Annotated in this window: 20 protein-coding genes and 1 tRNA gene; 3 read left to right on the forward strand and 18 right to left on the reverse strand. The window is 34.4% G+C overall.

Features of this window, described 5'->3' with window-relative positions:
* Nucleotides 1–62 precede the first annotated feature (62 nt).
* Complete coding sequence (gene bshC / locus JMUB898_RS08515) at nt 63–1676, reverse strand: bacillithiol biosynthesis cysteine-adding enzyme BshC (RefSeq protein ID WP_002442407.1); 1614 nt, start codon at nt 1674–1676, stop codon at nt 63–65.
* 188 nt (nt 1677–1864) lie between these two features.
* Here bshC and JMUB898_RS08520 point away from each other — a divergent pair, with 188 nt between their 5' ends.
* Nucleotides 1865–2305: an N-acetyltransferase gene (locus JMUB898_RS08520; RefSeq protein ID WP_002442405.1), complete on the forward strand. Its 441-nt coding sequence runs from the start codon at nt 1865–1867 to the stop codon at nt 2303–2305.
* A 234-nt stretch (nt 2306–2539) separates the two neighbouring features.
* On the opposite strand, the gene JMUB898_RS08525 is transcribed toward JMUB898_RS08520, so the two are convergent.
* The 5 genes from JMUB898_RS08525 to JMUB898_RS08545 form a co-directional block, all read right to left on the reverse strand.
* The gene (locus JMUB898_RS08525; protein ID WP_002442403.1) at nt 2540–3226 is read right to left on the reverse strand and encodes a YjjG family noncanonical pyrimidine nucleotidase; all 687 of its coding nucleotides are present in this window, start codon (nt 3224–3226) and stop codon (nt 2540–2542) included.
* Between the two features lie 119 nt (nt 3227–3345).
* The gene (locus tag JMUB898_RS08530; RefSeq protein WP_002442402.1) at nt 3346–3480 is read right to left on the reverse strand and encodes a beta-class phenol-soluble modulin; all 135 of its coding nucleotides are present in this window, start codon (nt 3478–3480) and stop codon (nt 3346–3348) included.
* Nucleotides 3481–3528: 48 nt separating this feature from the next.
* On the reverse strand, nt 3529–3663 hold the full coding sequence (locus tag JMUB898_RS08535) for a beta-class phenol-soluble modulin (RefSeq protein WP_002442400.1): 135 nt from the start codon (nt 3661–3663) through the stop codon (nt 3529–3531).
* Nucleotides 3664–3716: 53 nt separating this feature from the next.
* Complete coding sequence (locus tag JMUB898_RS08540) at nt 3717–3851, reverse strand: beta-class phenol-soluble modulin (RefSeq protein ID WP_002442398.1); 135 nt, start codon at nt 3849–3851, stop codon at nt 3717–3719.
* A 35-nt stretch (nt 3852–3886) separates the two neighbouring features.
* Nucleotides 3887–4021 (reverse strand): beta-class phenol-soluble modulin, encoded by a 135-nt coding sequence (locus JMUB898_RS08545; protein WP_126501978.1) that lies wholly within the window; start codon nt 4019–4021, stop codon nt 3887–3889.
* A gap of 372 nt (nt 4022–4393) precedes the next feature.
* On the opposite strand from JMUB898_RS08545, the gene JMUB898_RS08550 reads away from it, so the two are divergent.
* Together JMUB898_RS08550 and JMUB898_RS08555 are read left to right on the forward strand one after the other, a co-directional pair.
* Nucleotides 4394–4467, forward strand: a tRNA-Arg gene (locus JMUB898_RS08550).
* A 311-nt stretch (nt 4468–4778) separates the two neighbouring features.
* A complete protein-coding gene (locus tag JMUB898_RS08555) occupies nt 4779–5951 on the forward strand; it encodes an MFS transporter (RefSeq protein ID WP_002442393.1) in 1173 nt (390 codons plus the stop codon).
* Between the two features lie 200 nt (nt 5952–6151).
* Here JMUB898_RS08555 and JMUB898_RS08560 read toward each other — a convergent pair whose 3' ends face one another.
* Genes JMUB898_RS08560 through JMUB898_RS12830 form a run of 12 tightly spaced genes read right to left on the reverse strand, consistent with a single transcriptional unit; the run spans nt 6152 to nt 22625 of the window.
* Nucleotides 6152–7534, reverse strand: coding sequence for an N-acetylmuramoyl-L-alanine amidase (locus JMUB898_RS08560; protein ID WP_002442391.1), 1383 nt, complete (start codon nt 7532–7534; stop codon nt 6152–6154).
* Nucleotides 7534–7800, reverse strand: a complete 267-nt coding sequence (locus tag JMUB898_RS08565) for a phage holin (protein ID WP_002442389.1) — start codon at nt 7798–7800, stop codon at nt 7534–7536. The genes JMUB898_RS08560 and JMUB898_RS08565 overlap by 1 nt, the downstream gene beginning before the upstream one ends.
* Nucleotides 7801–7851: 51 nt before the next feature.
* Entirely contained in the window at nt 7852–8247 is a 396-nt protein-coding gene (locus tag JMUB898_RS08570) for a hypothetical protein (RefSeq protein WP_002442387.1), read from the reverse strand.
* Complete coding sequence (locus JMUB898_RS08575; protein WP_002442385.1) at nt 8234–8656, reverse strand: hypothetical protein; 423 nt, start codon at nt 8654–8656, stop codon at nt 8234–8236. The genes JMUB898_RS08570 and JMUB898_RS08575 overlap by 14 nt, the downstream gene beginning before the upstream one ends.
* Nucleotides 8657–8693: 37 nt before the next feature.
* A complete protein-coding gene (locus JMUB898_RS08580; protein WP_002442383.1) occupies nt 8694–8834 on the reverse strand; it encodes an XkdX family protein in 141 nt (46 codons plus the stop codon).
* Nucleotides 8818–9174, reverse strand: a complete 357-nt coding sequence (locus JMUB898_RS08585; protein WP_002442381.1) for a hypothetical protein — start codon at nt 9172–9174, stop codon at nt 8818–8820. Before JMUB898_RS08585 ends, JMUB898_RS08580 begins: the two co-directional genes overlap by 17 nt.
* A gap of 14 nt (nt 9175–9188) precedes the next feature.
* Nucleotides 9189–10907 (reverse strand): BppU family phage baseplate upper protein, encoded by a 1719-nt coding sequence (locus JMUB898_RS08590; protein WP_126501979.1) that lies wholly within the window; start codon nt 10905–10907, stop codon nt 9189–9191.
* Complete coding sequence (locus JMUB898_RS08595; protein ID WP_002442377.1) at nt 10907–13570, reverse strand: peptidase G2 autoproteolytic cleavage domain-containing protein; 2664 nt, start codon at nt 13568–13570, stop codon at nt 10907–10909. The genes JMUB898_RS08590 and JMUB898_RS08595 overlap by 1 nt, the downstream gene beginning before the upstream one ends.
* A gap of 11 nt (nt 13571–13581) precedes the next feature.
* Nucleotides 13582–14025, reverse strand: a complete 444-nt coding sequence (locus JMUB898_RS08600; RefSeq protein WP_002442375.1) for a hypothetical protein — start codon at nt 14023–14025, stop codon at nt 13582–13584.
* Nucleotides 14018–15589, reverse strand: a complete 1572-nt coding sequence (locus tag JMUB898_RS08605) for a phage tail protein (protein ID WP_126501980.1) — start codon at nt 15587–15589, stop codon at nt 14018–14020. The genes JMUB898_RS08600 and JMUB898_RS08605 overlap by 8 nt, the downstream gene beginning before the upstream one ends.
* Nucleotides 15590–15597: 8 nt before the next feature.
* Nucleotides 15598–16434, reverse strand: coding sequence for a phage tail domain-containing protein (locus tag JMUB898_RS08610; protein ID WP_002442372.1), 837 nt, complete (start codon nt 16432–16434; stop codon nt 15598–15600).
* A gap of 14 nt (nt 16435–16448) precedes the next feature.
* The gene (locus JMUB898_RS12830) at nt 16449–22625 is read right to left on the reverse strand and encodes a phage tail tape measure protein (protein WP_044466295.1); all 6177 of its coding nucleotides are present in this window, start codon (nt 22623–22625) and stop codon (nt 16449–16451) included.
* Nucleotides 22626–22629 lie beyond the last annotated feature (4 nt).

The raw sequence follows: 22629 nt of genomic DNA on the forward strand, positions 1-22629 counted from the left end.
TTGATCAAACACAAAAAAGCCCATTTTATCGAAAAGATAAAATGGGCTTAAACGCCGTTATATCAAGGTTTTATAATAATATGATCAAAAGTGTAATGAAGTGGTGGATAGGTGGAGGGACAGAACACATTTTTCCCAAAATCATTCATAATTTGTAATGAATTCCAAATTCTTTCTTGTAATCCACCCATTGGATGGAGAACTTCATTAATTTCTCTAAATTGACGCATGCTAATATCATTTTCTCTTTCTACATTTAGCAAATACCGTTTTAATAAGTAATCGTATTGTTTTTGATGAATTTCATTATTCTTTTCAATTAGCATTTCATTATCATGGTTTCCAGCAACTTGTAATTTGAGTTTATCTGTAAGTTGCTGTTGTTGAACTTTCATTTCTTCCACTTGTGAAATAAGTTCATTAGAAGCTTGTTCACGTACAAATCGTTGTCTATCATTCTCCACACCGTTTGAAATAATTGTTTCGGTAGTTAAATCATATTGAGAGAGCAATTTCTCAGTTCTTTCATACATATAACTTATTCTTAATCTTGGTAATACTATTGGCATTTCGACTTTTAAAAGTTGAAAAACTTCTTTAAGTTCGGCCCAATACTTAATTTCACTTGGTCCACCAATAAATGCCACTGTATTAAACAACCATTCTTCCATTATAGGACGTGTTACTACATTATTAGATATTCTTTCAGGTTCATTATCAATGATTTCTAATAATTCTTCTTTTGAGTAACTATTTTCAGATTTACTTGTAATAAACTTCCCATTTTTATAAGTTAGCAACTGTCTCATGTTATCTTCGTGAATGAATAAATGAGTATTTGTCTCAGTTTGAATCATAGGAGTTAAACCTTGCGCTTCTGTATTGTTTTGTGTCTCACGAAAAGCTTGATCTAACTCGTCGTGCTGTTCTAACATTTCCTTAAGAATTGGTCTTTCCATACGTCTTAAATCTGTATATTGTGCATCTATAAACAGAACGCCATATTCTTTAAACACCTCATGTAAAAGGCCTTTGAAAATATCGGTCCAGTTATTATAGCGATGAATTATGTTCTTGCACATTTCATATACTTCTAAACTATGCGTCGTCTCCTTTAATTCTTTAAAAAAGCTATCTAACGCATCAATCAAAGCATCTTTATCAGGAGTAAAACGAGAGACATTACTTTCAGGTGGAGTCATAGTATGATATTTGATTTTATTAAGAGAGGCTTTTTTATCATTGAATACATAGGTATGATTCACTTCATCAAAATCATGATCCTCTCCAGCAATCCAAAAAACAGGAACAATTTGTTTATGATATTGTTCTGACAATTCATTACACAGCGTTACGATTGAAAATATTTTATGAAAAGTATACAAAGGACCACCAAACAATCCTGCTTGTTGTCCACCAATGACTACTTTCGCACCATTTGCCAAGGCATCTATGTTCTCAATTTGTTGTTTTGTTAAATCCAAATCATTCATATAAGATTCTATGACTTGGGCTAACTCTGCTTCTCTTCCATTATTTGGCGTCGCTAATCTTCTTGCAAAGCTATCTTTCTTACTTGCATCGTATTCGAAAAATCGTGTGATTTGAGAATCGCCGTTTTTTATTTTATTGATAAACTGATTATCTTCATTTAACTTTATTACATTGCAATTCATGTTTTTACTCCTTCAGTAGCACTATTACTCATATAGTATAAAGACTAAGCGCTTTGATGACAATTTAACGGCTTAAAAGAATTTATATAAACACTTATTAAAACTTAAAATTTCTATTATTTTAAATAAATGAAACTTACCTTTAAAATAGGGTATAATAAAGAAAAGAAACAAAGGGGGATTAAAATATGAGTGAGGTAAAACATTTAGAGATCAATTATAAAACAGACGAACTTTTCGAAGATTTTAGAGAGTTCGGAAATAAAGATCTTTATATGGTTGAAGAGTTAAAAGGACAAATGATTGACGCAAGTTCTGACTCACCTTTTTATGGTATCTTTGTCGGAGATAAATTAGCAGCAAGAATGGCATTGCTTGATAAAGGTGAAGTTGAAGAAACCTATTTCCCAGATTGCGAAGACTATATTTTATTATGGAAATTAGAAGTATTAGAGAAATACCAAGGTCGCGGTTATGCTAAAAAACTCATCGACTTCGCTAAGGAAAAAGACAAACCAATTAAAGCAATTGCGCGTAATAATTCAAAGGATTATTTCTTGAAACAAGGTTTTGAAGATGTAGAAGCTAAAAATCCAGAAGGTCATGATATTTTAATTTGGAAACCGTAATTATAACTATGCCTTTGATTAAAGTGAACATTGTAATTTAAATTCTTTGTTCAAATGTCATTAAAAAACTGAATAAAAATGTCTTATTATTAATTGATAAATAACGCATTATTACAAAAATAGCCCTTAAAATGAACTTTTAAATACACTCACTTTATGGGCTATTATTTATGTGTAATAATCTTACGCTATCATTTTTTGTCGGAAAGAAATTAATTTTCATTTTCTCATTTATTATTCAACTATATCGATAAGTTCTGATAAATCACTTATTTCATAATGTGGTTGAATATCAGTTTGATTTATTTTATTCCGTTTATTAAACCAACACGTTGCAATATTTGCATTTAATCCTCCCATAATATCAGAAGTCAATGAATCCCCAACTATTATTGATTGTTCCCTTTCATTTTCTCCGATTTTTTCGAAAATGTAATCAAAAAACTCAGGCATAGGTTTTTGATAACCTGTTTGTTCCGAAATAAAAATCCCATCAAATATCTCATTAAAATTTGTCTGTGCAATTCGACGCTGCTGCGTTATTGTCACTCCATTAGTAACAATATATAAACAGTGATTGTGTTGAAGCTGTTCGATTGTTTGAATAGTATGATCAAAAAATTTTAAAGGTGCTTTGGCTAATTCGTCTCGAAATATTTCATCAGCTTCTTTACCATTAACTTCAATTTGATAGTCTTTAAAATAATTGATGAATCTGTGTGATAAAACTTGTTCTTTAGTTAATTTATTTTGTTGAAAAGCTTCCCAATGCGCTTGATTGACCTTTCGAAAATGTAGAAAATCTTTTTCACTAGGAAAATGGTGATACTGATGTGCCATATTATAAAAAGCCTTCTCCTCAGCATCAAAAAAATCTACAATTGTATCATCAAAATCTAAGAATATATTTTTATATGTCATTACTAATTCTCCTAGTCCAAATATGATTAAAGTAGTTCATACATTTCATATTATCAAATATTTTGACATTAAAAAAAAGACCAGAGCGCTTGCCCTGGTCCATTTATATATTAAGAAAATTAGAATCCGAATACTTTACCTAATAAGCTGATTCCATTTTCTGCAATTCCTACGATGCTTGTACCTAATTTTGCCCAGTCTTGATCTTGTCCTGCTTTAACTGCATTTGCAATTGCGTCTGCTAATTTTGTCATGAAAATCTCTCCCTAACTTTTAATAAGATTGATAATTTAGTGTGAAAATTAACCGCCAAATACTTTGCTTAATAAACCAATACCATTTTCAGCGATACCAACGATACTAGTTCCTAATTTTGACCAATCGTGGTCTTGTCCTGCTTTTACTGTATTTGCGATTGCTTCTGCTAATTTTTCCATTCTTATCTCTCCCTTTAGTAATTGATTATTGTAATATTTGTAATTTGTTTAACTTAGAATCCGAATACTTTACCTAATAAGCTGATTCCGTTTTCTGCGATTCCTACGATGCTAGTTCCTAATTTTGCCCAATCGTGATCTTGTCCTGCTTTTACTGCATTTGAGATTGCTTCTGCTAATTTAGTCATGAAAATTTCTCCCTTTCTTTATTTAAATTTATTTATTATCCACCGAATACTTTAGTAAGTAAGTTAACACCATTTTCTACGATATCTACAATGCTTGTACCTAATTTAGTCCAATCGTGGTTAATACCAGCATCTACAGTATTTTTAATTGCGTCGAATAATTTTTCCATTACAAACACTCCTTATAGTATATTAGAATAATGCGTGAGTTAATTAATTTAAAACGATGAATGAACTTGTGTTGTTTGTTTATCTATCGTTTTGTTACTTATACTATAAAGCCCATATGGCACAATTTGTTCATATTTTCTTAAGACGGCAATTAAAGGTCATAACTGTCGAATGTAAACGTTTACACAACAGTTTGGCATTCGTCACTGTATTGTTTGCAATTTAATTGTTAAAAATTCCTTGCATCTTTACAATTAATTAACATTTAAGGATAAAATGCACTACTATAGTGAAAAATATAAACATTTTTTATAAGTCAGCTATTGCTAAAAGCCTCCTGTTTAGATATAATAATTCTTGTGTTAAAAAATGTCCTGGTAGCTCAGCTGGATAGAGCAATGGCCTTCTAAGCCATCGGTCGGGGGTTCGAATCCCTCCCAGGACGCTATAGAATTTTTTAAAATAGCCGAAAAGCCTTTAAATAAAGGGTTTCGGCTATTTTATTTTATAAGTAAATCTAAAAAAATATAACTATTTTGACACGTATTTGACACGTGGCAATACATAAAAAGTGAAGCTATTATAATAAATGAGGGGGGATTCAACTTTAAATTATATATATTTTAAAGTTAGAACGCTGTAATAAAGGTGTTTATTTATTAAACTTAATACCAAACTATATAAAATGAATTTTTAGGAACCCGAGTCCATAAATTTTATAGAGTTTTATAATGATGTATAGGAAGGAGAATTCTTATGGAAAAAACAATTGGCTATAATAAAATTACTACTATTCTCTTTTTCTCAGGGATACTAGTAATGTGTAGTTTGTATACTGCACTTCCATTAACTGCTACTTTTTCTAAAGAGTTTAAGGTAACTGAAGGTTTTGCTGCTTTAAATGGTGTCGTTTTCTCTGTAATGTATTCAATTAGTTGTCTGTTCTATGGAACAATTTCAGAAAAGTTCGGACGTATAAAAACTATTGTTTTTAGCTTGGCTGGTCTTACTATCATTTGTCTTTTAATAGGCTTTGTTAATTCATTTACTTTACTTTTGTTACTAAGGGCGTTTCAAGGGGTTTTTGCAGCATCATTTTCTCCGATATCCATAACATATGTAACTGAAACTTATACTATATCTAAACGTGTTACCGCTATTAGCTTTATAAGCATAAGTTTTATGTTAGCTGGTATTATAGGTCAAAACTTAAGTGAATTTATCATAAGTTATTTTGATTGGCATGTTGTTTATTTTGTGTTGACAGCTTTCTATGTATTATTATCTATTTCTATCCATAAATATGTTCCTGAAAGTCCTATTAAAAATGCTGACATTAAAGTAACTCATTTTTTAAAAAACTTTAAGAGTTTTAAAACTAATCTTTATGTACTATTATGTTACGGAATTTCCTTAACTTTATTGATAATTTTTATAAGCATGTATGATGTTTTTAATAGATATATTTCTTCAAGCGATGTTGACGCTTCCGATATGTTAGAAAGTAATGCTAGACTGTTTGGTATTGTGGGGATGTTGATTGCATTATTAGCAGGTAGAATTAGTGAAAAGATTGGCGTTAAAAATCTTATAATAATGTCATTAGTAATGATTTCTATATGTTTAATTCTAATGCCGTTTTTAACAAATTTAGCAATGCTAGTTTTTTTAAGTGTCATTATAGTAAGTGGTGTAGCTTTTGCAATTCCTACTACTATTTCCGAAGTAGGAATTTTGGTTAATGAAAACCGAGGCTTTTTCCTATCAGTGAATACATTCATTCTATTTTTAGGAACAGCAATCGCTCCTGTTTTAAATATATTTTTACAAGGCTTGTCGAACTTCAAACTACAATTTATAGTTATTTTTATTATAAGTTTCATTGCACTCGTTTTCTCTATCTTTTTACCTAAACAAACTTCAAAATAAAAAATAACCACCCAAGTTTTAAATGGGTGGTTAAAAATATTGTCAAGTAAAAATAGCAGAGCCACGCTCAAAAAGAGCGTGGCTAGAAAGATTATTTAATGAGATAAATTCGAATGGAGAAAAGGTCTCCTCTTTAGATATAACAAAAATTTAGGGCAGTCGCTAGGACTACCCTTGTATAATAAACCCGCTTAATATAGTTATTTCCACTTTATCTTTCCGTATAATTTCTCCTCTTTTTTTATTCGCTCTTGTTTGTCGGTAATTTCACCCAAAGCGCAATAAAAATAACCAGCATTAGGGTTAGTAGGATATTTAAATTTACCCCACCACAACTTTTTCTTTGTGTCTTTGTATAATTGAACAACATCTACCCAATCATCTTTTCCGTACAACCAAGAACCTTTTTCCACAATTTCACCATTTGGTTTTTTTCTGACTTTAATTGTTGTATTCGGGTAAAATCTACCCTTCCAATCCCATGTTTTTTTTACACTTTTAACTTTACCAGCACTTGCGCCTCCAATTGGCTTACCATTAATAGCGCTTGCTATTGATTTAGTAAAAGGTTTTAAATTTTTCTTAATATACTTCATATCTTTATTTGAAGTAATGAAACCTAATTCGACAAGTCTATAGTCAATACCTATGTCATTAGCAACGTTACAGTTTAATAAATCGTTGCGTTGTGTTATACCTCTTATAACTCCAATACTTTCTTTTAGTGCGTTTTGAATGTTTTTATCTATTGTATTAGCCGGATAACCTGCAGGTATTATAGTGTGACCGCCTGTGGCTTTAGGTCCTGCGCTGTCTAAATGAAATTCAACAACAGTATCATAGCCTTGTGATTTTACCCAATATAAACCGTAGTCTTTGTGATTACCTACACGTTGACCATATGCCGTATCTTGATACATATCTTGTTTTTTACCGTATATTTTTACAGTATGTCCTGCGTCTTTAAGATAATTTGCTACGTTATCAACAATATTTTTTCTAATGAAGTCACGTTCATTAGTGTCGTTACCAACAGCTCCAGGATCATTGTATCCATGCCCTGCAACAATCATAATCTTTTTCTTTTTAACGTTCTTAATCGGTTTAGGTTTAACCATTCTCGCTTTAGTTTTACTTACAATAGTTTCTTTTCCGTATAAAGGCTCAATAAAATACATATCCTTGTGGTATTCGTGATAAATAGTTTGTGCTACCTCTGGTGGATTATTTTGAGCGCCCCCATACCAGTTTTGATCTAAACTATAGAAATAGTTTTGAGTTGCACTTTCAATAATTGCGACATGCCCTGAACCATTACCGTATTCATAAGGAAAAATAACTAATGTACCTTTTTTAGGTACATATGAGCTATAGTTTTTAACCACATTAGCATATCCGTCAAAGTTGTTTGCAAATGGTATATCTTTCGCATATAAACCTCTCAGTGCGTGACCAGTAACGTAGTACCAATATTGGTTTGCCAAATCGAAGCATTGTGCACCATATACTCCGTCGAAGTCCCACCAATAACCTTTTAACTTTCTTAAATAAGCATGTGCTTGTGCTCTTGTTTTATTAGTCACTATTCGTTACCTCCTATAGGTGCTTTGCCGTTTGTGTTTTCTGTCCCTGCTTTAACTTCATGTATTTTTTCTTGCCCTTTTTTAGCTGCATGAGTAAAGTTATTATTCTTCCACCATGCCCAAAGTGAGAACACGCCTGTAATCACAGTACTTATTGTCATCTCATCAACCGGAATAGGCGAAATGTGATTCATAGCTAAAATTTGGTTAACCCAAGCTAGTATTAATAAAATAGTTCTTACTAGTGTTCCGTTATCTATTTTCATTTTCCATAATCTCCCTTTAATAAATTAAAAAGCCGACGTATATACGCCGACTTAAAAAAGTAATTTTGCTAAACCGAAAGCTGCACTTATAACCGTTGCGCCTCCACCGATTAATGCAATTGTGATATTCGTATTATTCTTTTGTCTCTCTTTAACCGAGCCTTTGACTTCTTCAATATCTTCTTCATGGTTTTTAACCACAAATTTTATTTCTTTGATTGCGTCCCATTGTTTACCGTTGGTTTCGTTCAACTGTTTCATTTGTTGGTTTGTATCTTTTTGCACCTCATAAGATTGTTTCTGATATGCGTTGCCCTCTGCTATTTTCTCACTCAACTTACCATAATTAATTGTATGTTTAGAATCGACATTGTTTATTCTATCGATTAATTCTTCTCTTGATTCTTGCCACTTTGCTTCAGTGACGAAGTGCTTATTTTCGGTCATACAAATCTGCGCCCCCAAGGAAACCGATTATTCCACATACAATTGTAAAAATTGTGAATTGTAGTGTTGAAAGCCAATTGATTGCATGGTAAATACTAGCCGAGGTCATTAAGAAATATACAAACGCACTTCCAAAGCCACCTATAAACAATAACCAGTTACATGTATTATTGATATGATGTTTAGGAATAAAGTAAGCGGACAACCCTAAAATCAAACTCACTATCATCATAATAATGCCCCATATCCATATAGGTAAGATGTGATGTAGTGCTAAGTAGAAATCACTATCACTTAAAACATTTTCTTGTTCTTTTGCAAAAAAGAAACCTCTAGAGAAACCTAAACCTGCTATACCTTCTATAGCAACGAATAGTAGAAGTCCTTTTGTATCTTTTTGTTTATCCATATGCCACCTACTTTATTTAATAATAAAACCCCAAGCGTTAGGCTTGAGGTCGTTTATATTCTTCTCCTGTAATATCTTTATACTGGTCTGCAGTAATCCAGTTGTATTTAACCGTTTCTGCTAATTTTTCTTTAGTAAATAATTTCATGATATATAAATTTTTAAGAGTTACGTACATTTGTAATCTCCTCCTGTTGTTGAAGTAATTGGTTTGTTAAGCCTGCAATCGCTTGTTCTAACATTTCTAATCTAGCGTTATGCTCTAGATCATTCATGAGTAATTGTGCAATTGTTTCAGATGTAGCGTCTGGTTTAACTTCTACTGGCTTTTGTGATTTCAACCATTCTTCACGTGTAGCACACACCCATTTATTACCATCAAAGTGCATAGGCTGATATCCTCCAGCTGGTGGTGGTGTTTCAGTCCATTCATCTTTTGGATATTGATACTCTCCATCTTCACCCTTAAAAGCTAAGTAGGGTTGTCCGTTTGTAAGATATACTTGTTTAAAGTCCATTCTGTGTGCCTCCTTTATAATGGTATAACTGCATTGATTGGATAAAAGTCATCTGCAGTCATTAAACTATTTGAAAAACTGACTCCATCTAATCTTAGATCACCTGAAGTTGTAACACTCCATCGGGCAATTGTTGCATTACCACTTTTAACTGAACTGTTCTGTACAAACGCTGAATTCATCGTCACCTGACTTGCTATATTACTTGGTAACGTTGCTATAGCTACCCCACTAGTAGTTATGTTTTTAACTGCGCCTTTGAATTTTAAAGTTACATCCCCGTTGTTATTAACCAGCTTATATTGAGGTGTGTAACCAGTTGAATAAGGTTGAACACCGTTACTTAACACTAAAGGTAACCAACCTGTGTCAGAAAATGTAGGTTGTGCGTTCATTAATTGCCAACTCGACCACGTTGAGTTTGTATAAGTCATAACGTAAGTATCTTTTGTGTTATAAGGCTTCAACTCAATACGTTTGATAGTGTTGTCTGCTCTTGAAACTACCTCTAAGAAACCGGCAGGGACAGGCGCATTAATAAAGTTGTTGCCATAATACATTCCTGGCTTCAAACTATTTAAAACTGTAGTAGAACTTAAATCTAAACCACTCACACTTGTTAGCGTCCCATCATCATTTGTTAGTTTATATTTTTGCCAATTTAAAGTCTTACTATAGTCAGGGTTTACTAAAGACCAACCATGCCAAGTACTCAAATATTTCATATTAATATATAAGACATTTGAGTTGTATTCTCTATAAATAGCCCATCCTGCTGAACTGCCTTGATTATATACATTTATATATCCAAACTTACTTCTTCCGTCTGGGGTGTTAATTAAATTACTACAATAATAAGGACCTGTATTGCTTATATTATTCAATGTATTCATATCAACGACATCTTTAACTGTTACTATGGATCCATCATCATTAGTCAATTGAAATTTCTGCCATTTAAGTGCATTGAACTGATTAGGTAAATCGGCTGTCTTAACAACTTGATTGTTTTTAATGGCGTTCAACACATCATCTCTTGCTTGTGTAACGGTGTTAACAGCGTTATTACTAGTTGTTGTTATACTATTATTCGCATTTGTAGCTGTGTCGTTCACATCTTTTTTAGCTTGAGTGACAGTTGTGTTGATTTGTTTTAACCCGTCAGCTAAAACGTTTTTCATTTGTGCCACATAATCTGAGCCGTTTGCGATAGCGTCCTCAATATCTTTGACACGTTGCTTAATTTCGTCTTTCAACTTATCAAACATACGAATATATTCAATTTTCGTAACAGCTGAAACGCTATTGATCAATGCGTCTTTAACCGTGAACTTGAATTCATTCAATACAGCTGTGTCTGCTTTCGTTTCTGGCACTCTATTTCCTTTATGCACGCCAATGTACATTTGACCTGTAACAGTTGAGTTGTTGACTGCTTTTAAGTAATCATCTGGAACAGTTAAACGTACCAATCCTTTAAATGGGTCTACATACTCAACATCTAATTGTCGACCATAACTATTGCCGTTTTGGTCTGTACCTTCTAAATACACATAAGTATCAACGTTCTCATCACTGATTTGTAACGGGAAGTTATTTTTGCTTATCGTGAATTCTAGTACAGCCGTATTAATATCAAGATTATAAAAGACGATACCTGAATCAGATACCGTCTTTTCATAAGGCTCGTCATATAACGTTAAGCGCCCAACCTTTTTGATTTCATCTTGCATTAGCCTACACTCCCTTTATTGAATAGTGAAATTGGATGAACGTAACAAACTGCTACTCCGTACCCTTTTTCTTGTGAATAAGGTGTAGTGACTTGCATAACTCTGTAGAAGCCATTGACATTATCTTTTGTACCTACACCATTGTTAGGTTTAATATAATCATTAGCGCTTACTGTTTCATCCACACGAATAAATACTTGTCCGATTAACCCTATAATGTTCCATTCTGGACGTTCAGAGCGAGAGAGGTATTCTTCTTCATCATAGTTTTCGTTAAAGTCAGGGTTGGGTATAGGGCGTTCAACTTCTTCGGAATACACGTTACCTTCGTCATCTTCCCATGTGTGTTCCTCAGATTGTGTGAGCGTTACGCCGAATTCATCTTTTAGATATTTATCTTTGTGGTGGAACATTTGGTCACCTAATACAACGCCCGCTGTACCGGAAACAACACCAAGTGGAATATCATTTGTTTGTGCTTTTCTTACGTAACGACCGTCTAAGGTAACAATTGTACCAGTAGGGATAGGTTGTCCGGATTGTGATTCAAAATACTCGGCATAGTCACCAAAGTTTTGACCGGATTGTACAGTCCCTTTAGTTCTAATATTCCCGCTTGTACTCACCATATCAATCGTTGTAGCTGATTCTTTTGGTGTGCCGTCTGCGTTATAGCCCATTTGGAAATGATAGTTACCTAATGACTTCACACCTCGACTGTTTACAATAGTTTGTACATAGTTTGATGGATTAGTCATACTTTCAAGAGAGTTCATAATCCCTGAACGTGAGCCACTAGCTGTACTATTCGCACCAACACCTAATAACCATGAACGGTTACTTGTTGCAAAACTATTACCAGTTGTCGCCATAACTGCTGAACGTTGAGCAATTGCAGCACTCCCCGTTGCACCACCTGTAAAGCCACCTTTATGAACAGATGGAACATAGAAATATTCCTTTCCTGAAATCACTGCCGCACGATTATAGTTTTCTGCGTTCACACCGATAATCTCAGCTGTGTTGTTGTACATCTCAATTGCGTTACCTGTACCTGTACCTTGTAAGTTACCTCCGATGATTTTAGTGTCATACACACCGCCGCCACCTGCGATACCGATATTTTTAGATGATTCAACAATGTTTACATTGCTAATCGTAACTTTCTTAGGTCTGTTCGCACCACCGAAGATTTTAATATCAGCCATTGCATTACTAAAGCCACGAATATTAATATTGTTTAAATTAACGTTTTCAGCTCTGTACTGAACAACAATCACAGGCATACCTGCCATGAAGTTGCCATCTCCAATAGCTGTGAAGTTATTAATATTTACATTACGGTAAGCACAAACAACTAATGCACGTGGTGTAGCACCTTCATATGCGCCATTGTATTGTGGATATAAAGCAACACAGTTGTTAAGTGTGACGTTGTAAGCTGTTTTAGATTTAGCGTCTGTCGCTTTATGGTGTCCGATATGACGAATATTATAACTTCTAATGCTTCTAATATCTAAATGGTTATTAAATACGACATCACTTGCAGCACTTGTCGGCTCATGTGCTTTAATTTCTAAACCACCGAAACAATTTTCTGTTTTGTTATTTGCACCAAAGACATGTTGTGATCCGTCGTCAATCTCCATACCGTTATGGTTACCACTGTCAGGTGTAGGATCATGTGAATAGTTATTTGTAAGTAATAAATATCTACTATGGTGTGTCGTAATACCATCATCACCGAAACCTGTTGCTTCACAGTTATCGATATGAATATATTTACTTTCTAAGGCTTCTTTCACTCTTACACCGTCACCTGCGTAATAATAATCATCGCTAGCATATGTCACATCAAATGAATGTAATAAACTATCGTATGATTTAATGCGACGCATAAAGCCACCTTTAACACCTGCAAAACGAATGTTACTAGAACGTGAGCCCCCTGCAGGTTGTAATGATTTATTTTGTCTAAATTTATTACCGTCTATTGTAAAATCTTCTACACCAATATTCTCAGCTGTACCGTCCATATATAAGTTAGTGATACCAATCGTTTCAGCGGGTGCGTCATCTGCAATTCTTAAGAATGTAATACCCTTACCTTCACCACTTAATATAGTGTTGTTAGGAAGTTTCAAGCCTTTAATAACATACGTGCCTGCTGTCATATGAACGTGTACGTTACCTTTACCAAAAGCTTTAACAAATGCTTGTGTTGAATCTGTTTGACCTGTAGGATCACCGCCGAAATCATTCACATTAACAATACGTTCAATTTTAGTGTTTAATAAGTTATAATTTTCCTCAATTTTATTACTTAACTTACTAAAATCAGCGTCTAAACGTTGAGAAAGTAAATCTTTTGCCACTCCGTCAGTCGTAACACGTGAGTTTTTAACTTCTGCAATTCCGTCACCGTTAGCACCAATAACCATATTGTCATGTTCAGCTTTAAGTTTTTTAATAGCCTCATCAATTGTGTTCGAATAATCTGTTACATAATCAATCTGATTTGCATTGTGCGCGTGTTTGTCTGTTTTCTGATGATCAATTAATTTTTGTTTCGCTTCATCAAAGTAATACTTTAATTCTCTGAAATTCTCTATTGTATATCTTCTGAACACTTCACCTAATTCAATAGGAAAATTAAATTTCATTTCCTCACTCCTTATTCAATCCACGTGTATTGTGAATAGATGTAATCTGTTGTTGTCCAATTTGAATCTTTATTGTAGAAATATAGTGTGCCGTCAGGTCGTAATGTCACAATACCTGCTTGCCTTGTGCTAGGCGTACGTACATAAAATGATTGTGGTGTTAACGGTAAATCAAAATCATCTGACAGTGTAGTTAATAGTTGACCGTCTTTTACATTACTTGCATTAATTCGAATACTTTTCACTTTCAAATCAAATAGTTCAAGTGTCTTGTATGAACAATCAAAACCTTGTGGCGTTTCATCTTTAAAAGCTGTATTTTGTGTTGCTGGTTTGTCTAAGTTGAACTTAGTCCAGTCATCAACACTTGTACCTGCAATAGCGTCAACATGCGTGACGGGATAATACCTATCTCCGTCATTATCTTGTAAGTATCTAATATTAATCTCAGTCATCTGATAGCACCACTCCCACAATATCTGAATAGTTTTTAGGCATAGAAATAGTGGCACCTTTACTCAAAGCACCACTTTTAACTAAGCTATTTACATTTTTAATATTTCTATTAATTTGATTTTGTATCTGTACGATATCTTTACTTGCATTACTAAACTCAACTTGTACTGATTCATTCACATATGCATGTGGTGCCGATAGCTTCACAACTTTCAAATCTGTATTGAAACCTAACGGCTTGTGTATGAAACGTATCATGTTGTTATCTTTGATTTGTTCTAAACCTAAATAGTTTGTTGCAAGCTCCACTGTTGGTTGATCATTGAGTTGTGCTTTCAAACTTTTAAGCAACATATCATTGTCTAGTGCCGTATCATCAAACACAGTTGGAGCGACCATTTCCCCGAAAATATCATAATTTGGAGACTTGTACTCTTGATATGCGTAATACATGTCCTTTCCACTAAGTACTGCTGTTAAGTTAAGTACCGTTGATTTTTCAGTACCTACATACATGCACGGTTTAGACTTTTTATAATCCACACCTGATTTCTTACCAGTGAACACAACTTTAAAGGTATGTGTGCCTTTCGCTAAGTTTTTACTAATTGTGATTTGTTCTGATTGAGCCGACTTACTGTAACACTCATAACTACCAACCTTTTTATCATCTAGATAAACATCAACTAAACCACCTTTAGCCATTTTCTTAAGTGTCCACACTAGCGTTTCATTACCCCACTTACACTCAAATTGTTTCGAATAGCTAGCACCAACTGTTGTTGTCGACCACGTACCTGATTTATCAAATGTACCTGAATAGGTTAAGTCTTTAGGCTTAATTGGATTATAGTTTTTCGTGTCTGACTTCTCTTTCTTTTTACCATAACCTTTAATAACTGTTTTAGTATCTAAGGTGGATATCGTAGCGCTGACCTCATCTGTATTGTAGTGATAGATGAATGGTTCGTCTGACATTTCATAAAAACTTGCATCGTCATGAATGTAAACCGTTTTATTATCTGCATAGTAGATATAACCAAACAATTCAGCCCCTTCAGTTAAATACTCCATACCGTTTTTATTACCTAACTCATCGACTGCGACACGCTCTTTAAATGTCCCTTTAATGACAAAAGTAAAACCTAGTTTATTCCCTTTGAAACCAAAATCTAAGTATTGTTGTAAAGTGTATGTCGGTTTAGCTTCATCGTTATTTGAATCTTCATTGTCTGAGTTCATTTGTTCATCGTCTACATCTTTATCAATATAATGGTTTTGAAATTCCATAAAGATGTGTTTCGCAGTGACTTCATTTGAGATCATTACGCCATCATACTTAATTGCAGTGGACTTAATTACATATGTTTGAGTCTGATAAACTACATACATTTCATTTTTAACATTATTGAATATATCCTCATTCAAATTAGTTTTATAAATAGTGAAGGTGAGGGAACGTTCATTATTTTTTTCATAATCATATTTAAAGGTACTATAATCAATATCATTTAAGATTTCAGCATATGTACCTTCTTTGTTTTTTAAAACAACATGATCCATTCTCTCACCTACCTATAAATATAATTAAATACCCATTTAGAATTTGTCTTACCTAAGTTACTTCCTGTAATTTCAATCTCGTTATAGCCTGGTGCAAGTGTTAAGAAATTGAAATTCGTATCAATACCAACACGCTGACCATTTAAAATAGGATGTACACCCTGCAATATTAAAGTTTGCTTACTAGTAATAGGTTTTGTATATTCAAATACATCGCCTGTAGTAGTATTCGTTAGTTTAAAACCTTTGGGCGCATCCACATTTAAATATATATTGAGATGGTGCCTCATAATCGGATTGATTACATCGTCCGACCCATTATAAATTTTGAATCCTGAAGTTGTATGATTGTACTTAATTGAATCATCAACCACTAAACCACTCTCAAATTGCCATTTGCCATTAGATAAAGAAAAATTATCAGTGGCATATAGTGATTCAGAATAACCTTTATAAACTGAGAAAGTCAATTCAAACTTAACTGCCATATAATCCCCGTAATCTGGACTAATGTCAGGGTTTTTGACAGCATATTTAATGTTTGGATTGTCTGAAGTTATAACATAATAAGGTTTTCTCTTGTTGAATATACTTCTTAATTTATTTTCTGCTAAAGCTGCGTCAATGAGGTCTAATCCATCATATCCACATTTAACAACTAAACTAAAAGGTGCAAATGAAACAGAGCCCGGAAGCTCTCCATCTACACCTTTAATAGTTATATTGTCGTTATTTGAAGTAGGAAATGACGCTTTAGCTTCTAAAAATAGGAAGTTAGGAAGTATATCATTGATGTTAACTGTACCTTCATCAGTAATGATTTTTAACCATCTATTTTCATTCATTCTTTACCTCCGTTTTATAATCCCATATTAAAAGCTGTTTTTGAGTAACGATCGCCTTGCAATTGAGATAATAACTGTTCTGCTGTTCTTGGGTCTGTGCTTTTACTTGGTTGTTTAAGTAGCCCAACAATAGCTTCTGTTAAACGGTTATTTCTATCACTCATTGCTACCATTTGGCTTAATAGCTTTTCAATAAGTGAATTATCGTTGTTAACAGTTACATTTGTAGATTTGCTATCCATTCCTACATAACGCATAGCTTGTTCTATCAATTGAACAGCTCTGTTACGTTTTGTTAGAGGTACAACCATTTCTGGTTTGTTACCTTCTCCAATTTCAGCTATTTGATGCTTAGTAACTAGTCCGCCATTCTCATAACCGTGACCATGACCAATAACGCTTAGCATTCTACCGCCATACGTTCTTTTTGCATATCTTATTCCGGCGAGTAAGTTATCTAAACCATTTAAGATATTGCCATGACCTGGGAATTTATTAGCTCTAAATGTGCTAGGTACAACCTGTACTAAACCTTGAGCCTCATTACCTCCACTATTGATGTCAATTACTCCTTGATGCGCTCCAGCATTCCCTCCACTTTCAGATTGAATTTGTCTAATCCAAGCATTTACATACGCACTAGATGCCGGTAAACCATTCATTTTTAAAGCTTTGATGACTTCAGGTCGCCATGCACTTGCTGCACGACTTCCGCCACCTTTACTACCATTATGTGTTTTCAGCCATTTCACTGGGTCGATTGAATGGCCTGTCATAGAACCAAATCCGTGTTTATTCATTTCATAGTGAAGGTGAGGCCCTGTACTTGAACCTGTACTACCCGAGATACCTAATACCGTACCTGGATGTACATGTTCACCATTTTTAACTAGCCATTTACTTAAATGACCATAAATAACGTCGTATGGTTTACCTTCAACTACGATATGGTGACCGAAACCTACATTACCTGTATCTTTTGTTCGTGCAATACCTGATGTTGTAGATTGTACTTTCTCATAATGGTAAGGCAAGTCGATACCTGGATGAGCCCAATGGAATGCATAACCCGGAGGCGGACCATTAGGGCTATAAGGTGTAGTAATATTGTCTAGATATTTAATATATCCACCGTCACCATCGCCACCATAATCTTCAAACCATTGTTTTACTTTATCTACTAATGATTTTTTTAATTTTTCATATGATAGCTTAGCCATCGTAACTGTAGTGTTAGCGCCTTGGCCGAAGTTAACCTTCATGAAGTCCATCACTTTATCCACTAATTTGCCTGGATGTTCTAAGAATTCTCCAACGTCTTTAGTTACGCCTTTAATACCGCCCCATATACCCATTGCAGCATCTTCAGCACTTTCAAGGGCATCTGTGCCGATTTCTTTGGCCTTATCTATAACGTTTTTAGTTTTATCTTTGGCTACGTCTTTTGCATGACTAGTACCTTTAGAAGCACCTTTCAACATACTTTGCGCTACATCTTTAGCACTATCCGTAATATTCTCTAACCAGTTTTTCTTTTTAGATCCACCTGCAAATCGAGGTATCATACCCATATTCTGCATTTTCTTAGTGTCTCTAGCATTTATAACGCCATCACCTTTATTAAGGTGAACGATTGTGTTACGACCTTGAGGAGCTTCTAAACTACCATCAGCTCTATGAATGACTTCTTGAACGCCACCGCCTGCAGCGTTACCTGAGCCTCTATCATTAACAACTGCTAACGTTGGTGAAGATACGCCACCATTTGAGTCAGTCGCAACTGAGGCCCCGCTATAAGTACCTGTTGACAACGTAGGAATAGGTTTGATTAAGTTCTTATCAGTGATAGCTTTAGAAATCTTGTTAATACCACCAATCATTCCGTTTAATCCAGCTATCGCTTTATTGGCAACAGACTTACCTAAATCTGCTGCAGCATCTCCCATATCTTTTCCTACGCTTCTAATCCAACTAAGTGTATTGCTTAACCAAGTTTTAAAGCCTTTATATACAGATTTCGCATTTGACCATGCGTCTGATGAAATACGGTCAAAACGATCATGAGCTTTGTCATACATGCTTCCAGTCCAAGATTTCAAACTACTATAAGCGTTCCCAAACCATTTAGATGTACCTTTATACACTGATTTAGAATTAGACCAAGCTGTATCTGAAATTTTGTTCCATCTAGACCTTGCATTGCTTAACATATTTCCCATGTTGCCTTTTAAGCTTTTAAATGCATTACCAAACCATTTAGATGTACTTCTAAATACTGACTTGGAATTACTTGATGATGTATCTGAAATTCTATTCCAATACTTACGTGCATTACCTAACATGTTGGATAGATTTCCTCTAGCATTGCCTGATGTTTTACCAAACCAAGTTTTTACAGAACCAAAAATGTGCTTAGACTTACTAGCAATCGTACTACTCATTGACCCCCAATGTTTACCTGCGCTATTTTTAGCACTTTTAAAATTAGAGATTGCGTTTGAAGTTGTTTTACCTAGCCATGATTTAGCATGACCATAAGCAGTTTTTGTTTTGCTAGAAATAGTACTGCTAATGTTACCCCAATGCTTACCTGCACTGTTCCTAGCGTCTTTGAAATTGCTAACTGCATTTTTAGTAGTCTTGCCTAACCAGTTTTTAGCGCTATTGTAAGATGATTTGGAATGTTTAGCTATTGTAGCATTCACATTACCCCATGCTTTAGATGCTGAACTGCCTAAGCCTTTAAACCACTTTCCTGCACCTGACATGAGTTTTCCGAAGTGTTGAGCATTTTTACCCATCTTGTCCCAAGCTTTTTTGCTATCAACAGTTAAGCCGTGGAACCATTTTTGCATACCACTCATTACTTTACCGTTAGACAGGTTGATTTCTTTTTCTACATTCTTATTAGACTTTTTAACATTGTTTAAAGTGGTACGATGATGCGCATTAGCTTTCTTAACATCTTTGTTGTATTGGTCCTGTGCTTCATTAAGTAGCTTATTCTTTTCTTTCTTAGATAGACCAACCATTTGATTAATCTCATCTACTTTAGCATCATATTTCTTTTTCGCATCTTTAATAGCTTGCTTTCGAGCTTTAATTGATTCTTGGATTGTCTCAGAAGCTTCTTTAATCGACATTGCTCGACGGTTAGCCGACATACGCGACATAATACGTTGTTGTTCTTTTTCGCCTTTAGATAAAGACTTAACAGCTAAGTTGTTACGCTGTTCATATAAACGTTGTAACTCTTTAGTTTCTGACTTAGAAAGCTTTCCGTTTTTAGCTGCTTTTTCTTCTAGAGCCTCAATACGTTTATTTAATTCTTTAGCTTTTCTAATTCTGATGTTGCCTTCTTCAGTAGCTTTTTGCAAAATCGCTTGTTTACGTTTTTCAGATAACGCTTTAGATCCATCTAACACGTCATGGTCAAGTTTAAGCTCTTTGGCTTTTCTCTTTTCAAGCTGACTAATTAATTCTGAACTCATTTTTTTATTAATAGAGATTAATTCATTTGCTTGTTTCTTAGTAATTTGACCGTGATTATAACGAATTTGTTCGAATATTTTATCCGACTGATCTGAGTATTTAACGTATGTACCTAAAGCGCTTTTAGTTTCTTTAGAAACACCTTTACCTAACACGTTAACCTTATCTGAGGCTTTAGATGCTGCGGAATGTATTCCATTAAATAATTTATGAATACCTTTAAATAACAATCCATCTTGTAAGCCTTTAGCCATGTCATTTTTGAAATCGTCCCATGCTTTACCCATATTAGGAATCCAAGAAAAATCAATACTTTCTCCTACTTGATTAACAAGTTTTCCCATATCTGAAAAGCCTCTACGGAACCAGTCCATTTTTTCATAAGCTACGCCAAATATAGTAGTTGCAATAGTTAAAGGAATAGTTAACTTACCTAAAAATTTAATTCCTACTGAAATTGCTCTGCCTAGTCCACCAAATCGATCAATCGTTGTTAAAAGTGAGCCTCCAAGTCTACCAAACCAACCTGATGCACCTTTACTTGCTTTACCTGATAAAGCTAATGATCCAGCAGTTTGAGTATTGGCTTTAGCGTTTAATTTAGTTTCAACTGTATTAATAGCCATTTGTCTATTAAGAGAAGCATAGCCTTGTGCGGCTTTAGATACTGCACCAGCTAGCAAACCACCAGCTACTAACATAGGCCCAATTGTAGCGGTTAAAATAGTTAGGGCTATAGCTGATTTACGTACCCAACCAGGTAACGCTGTAAAGCCTTCAGTAAATTTCTGAACGAAGCCTGCCGCTCCTCTAATTGCAGGAGTTAAATCGCTACCGATTTTAATACCTAAAGACTCAAAAGCTCCTCCTAATTGTTCAAGTGCACCTTTTAAGTTGTCTCTCATTCGTTTAGCAGCTTTTGCACTTGCACCGTCTGAGTTTTGTAATGACTTACTATACTTATTGATTTTATTAGGTCCTGCATCAATTAACGCTAAGAAACCACTTGCCGCCTCTGTACCTACAATTTGAGCTACGTTAGCAAGTTTTTGTTCCTTAGTCATTCCTTTCATGCCATCTCTAAACTGCTCAATTAGTTTAGGCATGCCAACAAATTTACCTTTAGAGTTAGTTAAAGAAACACCTAACTCATCCATAGCTTTTTGAGATTTCTTAGTAGGATTAGATAACCTAATGAAAGAGGCACGTAATGCAGTACCAGCTTGAGAGCCTTCTAAACCTGCATTTGACATAACTTCGATTGCGGCTGACGTATCTTCTAGGCTTATACCTAATGAGTGTGCAGGCGTACCCGCATATTTAAGTGCATCGCCCATATAGTTAATATCTGCAGCACTATCATTTGCAGCAGTCGCTAATACATCGGCAACATGTCCTGAGTTTTCGGCTTTTAAGTTAAAGGAATTAATAGATGATGCCATAACTTGAGCTGTAGTCGCCATATCTGCACCACTTGCTTCTGCTGCACTAATAACACCGGGCATAGCTTTCATAACTTGGTTTGCATTAAAACCTAATTGTGCAAGCTCATTCATACCTTTAGCAACTTCTGAGGCTGATTTTGATGTTTTAGCACCTAACATGACCGCTTCATCTGACATCGCTTTTAGTTGTCTGCCACTAGCTTGAGAAACTGCACCGACTTTAGACATTTGTTCTTCAAAGTCTGCACTTTTCTTAACTGCTGCACCTAAACCTAAAGTTAAAGGCGTTGTCACACCAACCGTCATTGAGCGACCTGCTGAAGTCATCTTTTGACCCATCACACCAAATTTCTTACTTACATTATCAGCTTGATTGGCTGTTTTAGTAAAATGGCTATTTGATATAAGTTGTTCTTTATTAAACGCGCTCATATCCGCTTTAACTTTACCTAAAGAACGTTCTAAATTATTTAATGATGTACGTTCACTGTTGACTGCTTTTTCTGCTTTAGCTAAGTTCGCACTATGATTTTTAATCGTGTTGTTTAGTTGTTTATACTCATTCTCTGCTTGTTTTAATTCTGTATTCGTTTTATCATAAGTTGACTTAACTTTATCATTAGAATTCGATAATTCTTTATTTTGAGATCTAAGCTTTTGAACTTGCGCGCCTTCTTCTTTATATCTTTGCACTAGCTCTTTATGCTTAGTTGCCTGTTTTTGAACAGCATCATTGGCACGTTTAAGTTGAGATGTGGTCGCTTCAGTATTATTTTTTAAATCTTTTTCTGCTTGTCTAAGTTGTTTTAATTTTTGCCACGCTTCATTACGACGCTGATTTGTACGCTTATATTGGTTTTCTGCTTTTTTAAGCTCTGAATTGTTTTCTTTCAAAGCTTGATTGGATTTATCTAAAGCTACTTTATCTTTTTTATTCGCTTCGGCTAAATTAAGATAGGCTTTTTCTACGCCTTTAATCCTAGTTTGAGCTGTTTTATAATCCGAATTAAGTTTTTTAAGTTCACTTTCAGCTTGATTAAACATCTGCTTTTGAACTTCCAAACGATTAGATAAACCTTTTATTTGAGCTTCATACTTAGCCATAGACTTTTCAGACTTACCAAAAGCTGAAAGGTTAGCTTTCATTTCGCTATTTACAACGCCCAATTGACGTTTTAATCCTTTCATTCCTTCTTGTACGCCTAAAGAATCAAGCTTCATCTCTAAGGTTAAGCCTTGCAACTTTTCCTCCATGTTT

This window comes from Staphylococcus caprae (assembly GCF_003966625.1).
GTDB classification, from domain to species: domain Bacteria; phylum Bacillota; class Bacilli; order Staphylococcales; family Staphylococcaceae; genus Staphylococcus; species Staphylococcus caprae.